Genomic DNA, 6,951 nt, shown 5'->3' on the forward strand with positions numbered 1-6,951 from the left:
CTGCGGTGCGTGGCTGATGGCCTGACCTGACGGCTTGACAAAAGCAGACGATCCCCTGGCGAATGCTGGGGGATTTTCTTGTTGTTTCCCTGGCGGCAACAGTGAAGTTGCATCCATAGCCGTTTCAGTTTAGGGCGAGATGCCTGGGCTGCCAAGAAAGGCCCCACGATCAGGTGCATTCAAGGCCTTAGGTGTGGGTAGAGCAGGCAGGGTACACCGGCCAGGTAGTGGGGTTGGATGTGGGTCTGGCCAGCTTCTACACCGACAGCAATGGGCAAGTGGTGTCACATCCCCTCGCGACAGCGGGACGGAGTCCTTGGTTTCCGCTCAAACTAGGACACTGCACCCGCACCCAAAACGTTGAATTCATAGAGCCAGAAGGCTTCTCTCAATGGCCTGGGCGTCTCACCCTAACCTGAAGCGACTATAACTCAATTATCCAGACTCCATTATTTAGGCAGACATACCCCAGTTGCTTGAGGATTTGCAACTACTAAAATGTAGTTGCCCCAATCCTGATCCCCGCCAGAATTGACCGCGTTCCCCTATCCTACACATAACGGCTAATGTCTTCCCCCCGTTCTGCCAGAAACGACAAAGCCCGGAAGCGCAGCCCTGCCACCTGGTCGTAGAGGGGGTTAAGTTTGCACATGGGCGGAATATGCATCACCTTATGGCCAAACAGCACCACATCTCGCTCAAAGGGGCAGCGGGCCGGGATCCACTGGCAAAGGAAATGGGCCAAGCGGGGATCGCGGATGCTGAAGTTATCGATAGCCGATTGGATGGGTCGCAATGGAGCCTGCAACCAGTCGCGCAGGTGAGTTGTAGGTTTGAAGTGCACGGAAGTCATGGAACCGGTCAGCTCCTGAGGAGCTCTGCGAGCACGTTGCCAAGAAATCGTTGTGGAACCCATAAGCTTTCACCTCACACCTTTACCTTTGAAGAAGGAGCAACCTTTGATCGATTACGGCGCATGAAATCGTCAATAATCGACAATTCTTATGCTTTGTGTCGAGTTTGTATTGAGGGAAACATCAGCCATTTCTCTTCCCTCTGTTAGTCTGCCTTCCTCAACAGAAAGCTTGCTTCTGTAAACAAGAATCTCTGCTCAATGTTGTAGAGCTACATGTTTTGTCTCCAAAAGTTAACATGTAACGAAAACTACAAAAACTCCTCTGCTCTTGTCCACCAGCCGATTCCCTGTCAGGATCCCTGAAGTTCCTCAGCTTGAACTTTAGGGCCAGATGGGTATCCATCGCTCCTATTTCTAGGATGGAACAAGCCCTTTGGGCGGAGTAGAGGGATCCCCGTAATTGCAGTTGCCTTGTCGTGGTTGTTTTTCTTTTGATCGAGTTTGGCTTGGGAGCGTCTCGGTTGGGAGTTAAGGACAATAACGGTCAAGGGATCCCGGCTGCTGAGCGTTCTACAATGCCAGGAGAGATTCCCAGCGGGTGCGCATCCGGCGGTGGGTTGGGATCCTTGATTTTGTCTCTGGCTTTCTTGAGAGGCTGCCCATGAAATTGGCCTATTGGATGTACGCTGGCCCTGCCCATATCGGCACGCTGCGGGTGGCCAGCTCCTTCAAAAACGTTCACAGCATCATGCACGCTCCTCTGGGAGACGACTATTTCAACGTGATGCGTTCCATGTTGGAGCGAGAGCGGGATTTTACTCCGGTAACCACCAGCGTCGTTGACCGGCAGGTGTTGGCGCGGGGATCCGACGAAAAGGTGATTCGCAACATCGTCCGCAAAGACGGCGAGGAGCAGCCGGATCTGATCGTCGTCACCCCCACCTGCACCTCTAGCATTTTGCAGGAAGATCTGCATCACTTTGTCCGGCAGGCCCAGTTGGCCAGTCGCTGCGATGTGGTGCTGGCAGATGTCAACCACTATCGGGTTAACGAATTGCAGGCAGCGGATCGCACCCTGCAGCAGATTGTGGAGTTCTACATCACCAAAGCTCGCAAAAGCGGGGAGTTAGACGGCCTGCCCCAAAAGACGGAGCGGCCTTCCTGTAACATCCTTGGCATTTCCACCCTAGGGTTTCACAATGCCCATGATCTGCGGGAGCTGAAGGTGCTGCTGCGGGATCTGGGGATCCAGCTCAACCTGGTGATCCCGCAAGGGGCCAGTGTCCACGATCTCAAACACCTGGGGCGGGCTTGGTTTAATGTGGTGCCCTACCGGGAGCTGGGGCTGATGACAGCTCGCTATCTGCAGCAGGAATTCGGCATGCCTTACATTGAGATCACCCCGATGGGGGTGGTGGAAACGGCCCGCTTCATCCGCCAGATCCAGAAGATCCTGAATGAGCAAGGGATCCCTGTCGATTACGAAGCCTACATCCAGGAGCAAACGCTGCACATTTCCCAAGCGGCCTGGTTTTCCCGCTCCATCGACTGCCAAAACCTAACCGGCAAAAAAGCGGTGGTCTTCGGGGATTCCACCCACGCGGCGGCCATCACCAAAATCCTGGCCCGCGAGATGGGGATCCACGTGGTGTGGGCGGGCAGCTATTGCACCTACGATGGGGAGTGGTTCCAGGCAGAGGTGGGAGGGTATTGCGATCAGATCTTGATGACGGAGGATCACACCCGCGTGGCGGACGCCATTGCCCAGGCGGAACCTGCCGCGATTTTCGGCACCCAGATGGAGCGGCATGTGGGCAAACGGCTGCGGATCCCTTGTGGGGTCATCTCGGCCCCCATCCACGTGCAGGATTTTCCTATCGGCTACCGGCCCTTTTTGGGCTACGAGGGCGCCAACCAAATTGTGGACTTGATCTACAACTCCTTTACCCTGGGCATGGAAGATCACCTGTTGGAGATCTTCGGTGGCCACGACACCAAAGAGGCAATCCACAAGAGCCTGAGCGCCGATTCCGACCTCATCTGGACGCGGGAAGCCCAGGCGGAGCTGAACAAGGTGCCCGGCTTTGTGCGCGGCAAGGTTAAACGCAACACCGAAAAATTTGCCCGCGAACGAGGCTTGACCGAGATCAGTGTGGAGGTCATGTACGCCGCCAAAGAAGCTTTTGGAGCTTGAAGGGATCCCGTTGACAACCTTTACCCTGGGTGGGACCTTCCATCTGACGTTTGCCTATGCGTCTCCTGGTTACCGGCGGGGCGGGCTACATCGGCAGCCACACCTGCAAAGCTCTGGCGGCCTCTGGCCATCTGCCCATCACTTACGACAACTTGGTTTACGGGCACCCCTGGGCAGTTCGCTGGGGGCCGTTGGAGATTGGGGATCTCGCCGACCGCCAGCGGCTTGATCAAGTCATCCAACACTATCGCCCAGAAGGGGTGATTCACTTTGCTGCCTATGCCTATGTGGGCGAGTCGGTGAAGGATCCCGGCAAATACTACCGCAACAATGTGGCCGGATCCCTGAACTTGCTGGAGGCCATGCGAGATCACGGGATCCCTTACATAGTGTTCTCCAGCACCTGTGCCACTTATGGGGTGCCAGAGCGGATTCCCATTCCCGAAAGTCATCCGCAACGTCCCATCAACCCCTACGGCCAGAGCAAGCTAATGGTGGAGCAGATCTTGCAAGATTTCCAGGTTGCCCACGGGATCCGATCCATTAGCCTGCGCTACTTCAATGCCGCCGGAGCCGATCCCGATGGCGAAATTGGGGAGGCCCACGACCCGGAAACCCACCTGATCCCCTTGGTGTTGGAGGCCGCCGGCGGCCAACGTCCTCACATCACGGTTTTTGGAGATGACTACGATACCCCCGATGGCACCTGTATCCGCGACTACATTCACGTCACCGACCTGGCTCAAGCCCACGTGTTGGCGGTAGAAGCGCTGGCCTCTGGCCGACCCGTACCAGCAGCCTACAACCTGGGCAATGGCCAAGGCTTTTCCGTCAAAGAGGTCATTGCCACCGCAGCAGCCGTGACCGGAAAGCGGATCCCGGTGCAAATGGGAGCACGTCGACCTGGGGATCCCCCGCGCTTGGTGGGCGATGCCGGTGCCATCTTTCGGGATCTCAACTGGAAACCTCTCTACACCGACCTGGCCGAGATCATTCAAACTGCCTGGCGCTGGCACCAGAAGCGGCCCTATTTCGGCAAATCTAGGCCCCCGTTGAGCTAGGAGCGTCTAACTTGGCGGGCGATAGGATAGGGAGAAACCGCCCGGCTAACAACTTCCCCGCCCCGCATGGACGACAAGATCACACCCGATACCCTCGCGGTTGTCATGACCACGGTGGGATCCGAAACCGAGGCCCATCGCTTGGCCCATACCTTGGTGGCCGAACGTTATGTGGCCTGTGCCCAGGTCTTGCCCGGGATCACGTCCTACTATCGTTGGCAGGGATCCCTGCAGACCGATGCCGAGTTCCTCATCCTGCTCAAATTGCCCGCAACTGCCTACCCCCGCCTGGAACAACGGCTGCGAGAGCTGCACCCCTACGCTGAGCCCGAGATCCTGGCTCTGGCAGCCACTCAAGTGAGCACAACCTATTTGGCTTGGGCCCGAGACCAGGTAGGGTGAGGAATAGCACGAGGTTGGCCATGATCGCCCTCTACCCCGGCAGCTTTGACCCCATTACCCTTGGACATCTCGATGTTATCGAGCGGGCCAGCCGTCTTTTTTCCAAGGTAATCGTCGCCGTCTTGAAAAACCCCAACAAAACCCCTCTGTTCAGCCCAGAGCAGCGGCAAGCCCAGATTAGCCTGTCCACAGCCCATCTCAAAAATGTTGAAGTTGATACGTTTTCAGGTCTGACGGTGGCCTACGCCCGCCAACGGGGGGCAAAGGTGATCGTGCGCGGCTTGCGAGTTTTGTCGGACTTCGATGTGGAGCTGCAAATGGCCCACACCAACAAGCTGCTGGCTCCCGAACTGGAAACCTTGTTCCTTGCCACCGCCAGCGAGCACAGTTTTGTCAGCAGCAGCCTGGTGAAGGAGGTCGCCAAGCTGGGCGGCCCCATCGATCATCTGGTGCCCGCTCCGGTGATTCGAGATTTGCGGGAGCGCTTTCCCCCGGCCTGAGGGCTCAGGGATCCCCTCTCCTTCCCCAATCAAAATTCAAAGGGCTGCATCCCTGCCGTCACCGGATCAAACCCCACCGGGAAGCAGGTGCTGTGATTGTAGAGGGATCCCCTCAAATTGGCCCCTTCCAAGCAGGCTCCCTCAAGGTCGGCATAGCGCAGGTCGGCACAGCGCAGATCAGCCTTCGCCAGATTGCTGCCCCGCAGGTTGGCGTAGCGCAGGTTGGCCCCATGCAAATCGGATCCCTCGAGATTGGCCCCTCGCAGATCGACCCCCCTCAAAAAGGCATACTCCAAGCAGGACTGGGGAAAATGGCGCTCTCCCCGCTGGTAGCGGCTGAGCAACTCTGAGGCCCCTTGTAGAGCACACTGGGCAATGGTTTGAGTCATGGTACTGCTCCCAAATCAGACTGGATGCCTTATTTCTATCCTCATCCCTATCATCGGGTTGGCCGGGTTTTGATCATCCCTGCTTAACAAATGATTTCAGTTTTTGAGTGGATCGTTGCCCCCAAGTCTTTTTGATTGAAAAGATCTATCCTCAGAGATATCGAAGGCTTTCCCAATCGGCAGCTTGTGCAGCAATGTTTCTTAATCCTTTTTGTGAAGGATGCTTAACGGCTGGGCTTGATCGCCAACCCCAAACCCCACCGGGAGCGCAAGCTGACCTGATCTTGCTGGGCTGTATGGATCCCTCAATTTCTTCTTTTTCAGCACTCCCCCAACCAGAAGGTGTTTCTCCAGAGCTGATTGAACCAAGATAATTGGGATAATGATCGACTGGATCACATCCGTAGTTTGCGATTGAGTAGGGATTCTCTGCAAGCGATATAGACCCTTATCTCTGTTCAGGATGTTCACCTTTCTTTAACTAGAGCTCTATGCCCAAACGTAAGCGAATCGGGATCCTCACCAGCGGCGGCGATTGTGGCGGCCTCAACGCTGTGATTCGAGCAGTGGTGCGGCGGGCCCGCGACTACGATATGGAAGTTTATGGCATCAAAGATGCGACGGCAGGACTGATGGCTCGACCGGTGGAGGCGGAGCTGCTGGATGTGAAGCGGGTTTCCGGCATTTTGCGCTACGGCGGCACCATCTTGGGTACCGTGAACAAAGGCAACCCCTTCGCCTACCCTATGCCCGATGGCAGCTTGGTGGATCGCTCGGCAGAGGTGATCACCGGCTACCACCGGCTTGGGTTGGATGCGCTGATCGGGGTGGGGGGGGATGGCAGCTTGGCCATTCTCCGGCAACTGGCCCTGCAGGGGGATTGGAACTTTGTCGGGATCCCCAAGACCATCGACAACGATGTCGGTGCCACCGAGTATTCGGTGGGGTTCAACACAGCTCTGAGCGTGGCTGTGGAAGCCCTAGATCAGCTCACCTACACGGCCATCAGCCACAGCCGAGTCATGGTCATGGAGGTGATGGGGCGGGATGCTGGCCACATTGCCATCAGCGCCGGCATTGCCGGGGGGGCGCATGTGATTTTGATCCCGGAAATTCCCTACAAGCTGGAGAATGTCTGCAAAAGAATCCGCGACCGCAAAGAGCGAGGCAATAACTTCAGCATTGTGGTGGTGGCAGAGGCGGTTCGCACCGAGTCGGGGGAGCCGGTGACCCACACCAACAGCCTGGGGCAGTCTCTCTACGGCGGCATTGGCCATTACATCGGCAATGAGATCGCCCTGCGCACCGGCATCGAAACCCGGGTTATGGTTTTGGGCCACCTGCAGCGGGGAGGTACGCCTTCTCCTCTGGATCGCCTGCTGGGAGCAGCCTTTGGGGTGGCTGCTGTGGACTTGATCGCCCAAGGCAAATACGACCGCATGGTGGCCTGGCAAAATCGGCGGGTGGTGGATGTGCCCCTGGCAGAGGCCATCTCCCAGTATCGGCGGGTGGAGGTGGACGGGGCTTTGATCGCCACAGCCATTGGGCT

General features: G+C 57.0%; 7 protein-coding genes. 5 read left to right on the plus strand and 2 right to left on the minus strand.

Features of this window, described 5'->3' with window-relative positions; all coding sequences use genetic code 11:
• Positions 1-550: 550 nt before the first annotated feature.
• On the minus strand, positions 551-853 hold the full coding sequence (locus tag NW856_RS00945; protein ID WP_414398640.1) for a Mo-dependent nitrogenase C-terminal domain-containing protein: 303 nt from the start codon (positions 851-853) through the stop codon (positions 551-553).
• Positions 854-1,517: 664 nt separating this feature from the next.
• Here NW856_RS00945 and bchB point away from each other — a divergent pair.
• The 4 genes from bchB (at position 1,518) to coaD (ending at position 5,013) form a co-directional block, all read left to right on the plus strand.
• Entirely contained in the window at positions 1,518-3,050 is a 1,533-nt protein-coding gene (gene bchB, locus NW856_RS00950) for a ferredoxin:protochlorophyllide reductase (ATP-dependent) subunit B (protein ID WP_414398641.1), read from the plus strand.
• Positions 3,051-3,106: 56 nt separating this feature from the next.
• Positions 3,107-4,111, plus strand: a complete 1,005-nt coding sequence (gene galE / locus NW856_RS00955; RefSeq protein ID WP_414398642.1) for a UDP-glucose 4-epimerase GalE — start codon at positions 3,107-3,109, stop codon at positions 4,109-4,111.
• 66 nt (positions 4,112-4,177) lie between these two features.
• Complete coding sequence (cutA, locus tag NW856_RS00960; RefSeq protein WP_414330961.1) at positions 4,178-4,513, plus strand: divalent-cation tolerance protein CutA; 336 nt, start codon at positions 4,178-4,180, stop codon at positions 4,511-4,513.
• 20 nt (positions 4,514-4,533) lie between these two features.
• Positions 4,534-5,013, plus strand: a complete 480-nt coding sequence (coaD, locus tag NW856_RS00965; protein ID WP_414355759.1) for a pantetheine-phosphate adenylyltransferase — start codon at positions 4,534-4,536, stop codon at positions 5,011-5,013.
• Positions 5,014-5,042: 29 nt separating this feature from the next.
• On the opposite strand, the gene NW856_RS00970 is transcribed toward coaD, so the two are convergent.
• Positions 5,043-5,402, minus strand: coding sequence for a pentapeptide repeat-containing protein (locus tag NW856_RS00970; RefSeq protein WP_414344503.1), 360 nt, complete (start codon positions 5,400-5,402; stop codon positions 5,043-5,045).
• 491 nt (positions 5,403-5,893) lie between these two features.
• On the opposite strand from NW856_RS00970, the gene NW856_RS00975 reads away from it, so the two are divergent.
• Positions 5,894-6,951, plus strand: a 1,058-nt coding sequence (locus NW856_RS00975) for an ATP-dependent 6-phosphofructokinase (protein ID WP_414398643.1), incomplete at its 3' end; no start/stop codon positions are given.

The organism is Synechococcus sp. R3-13 (assembly GCF_047462195.1).
GTDB lineage: Bacteria > Cyanobacteriota > Cyanobacteriia > Thermostichales > Thermostichaceae > Thermostichus.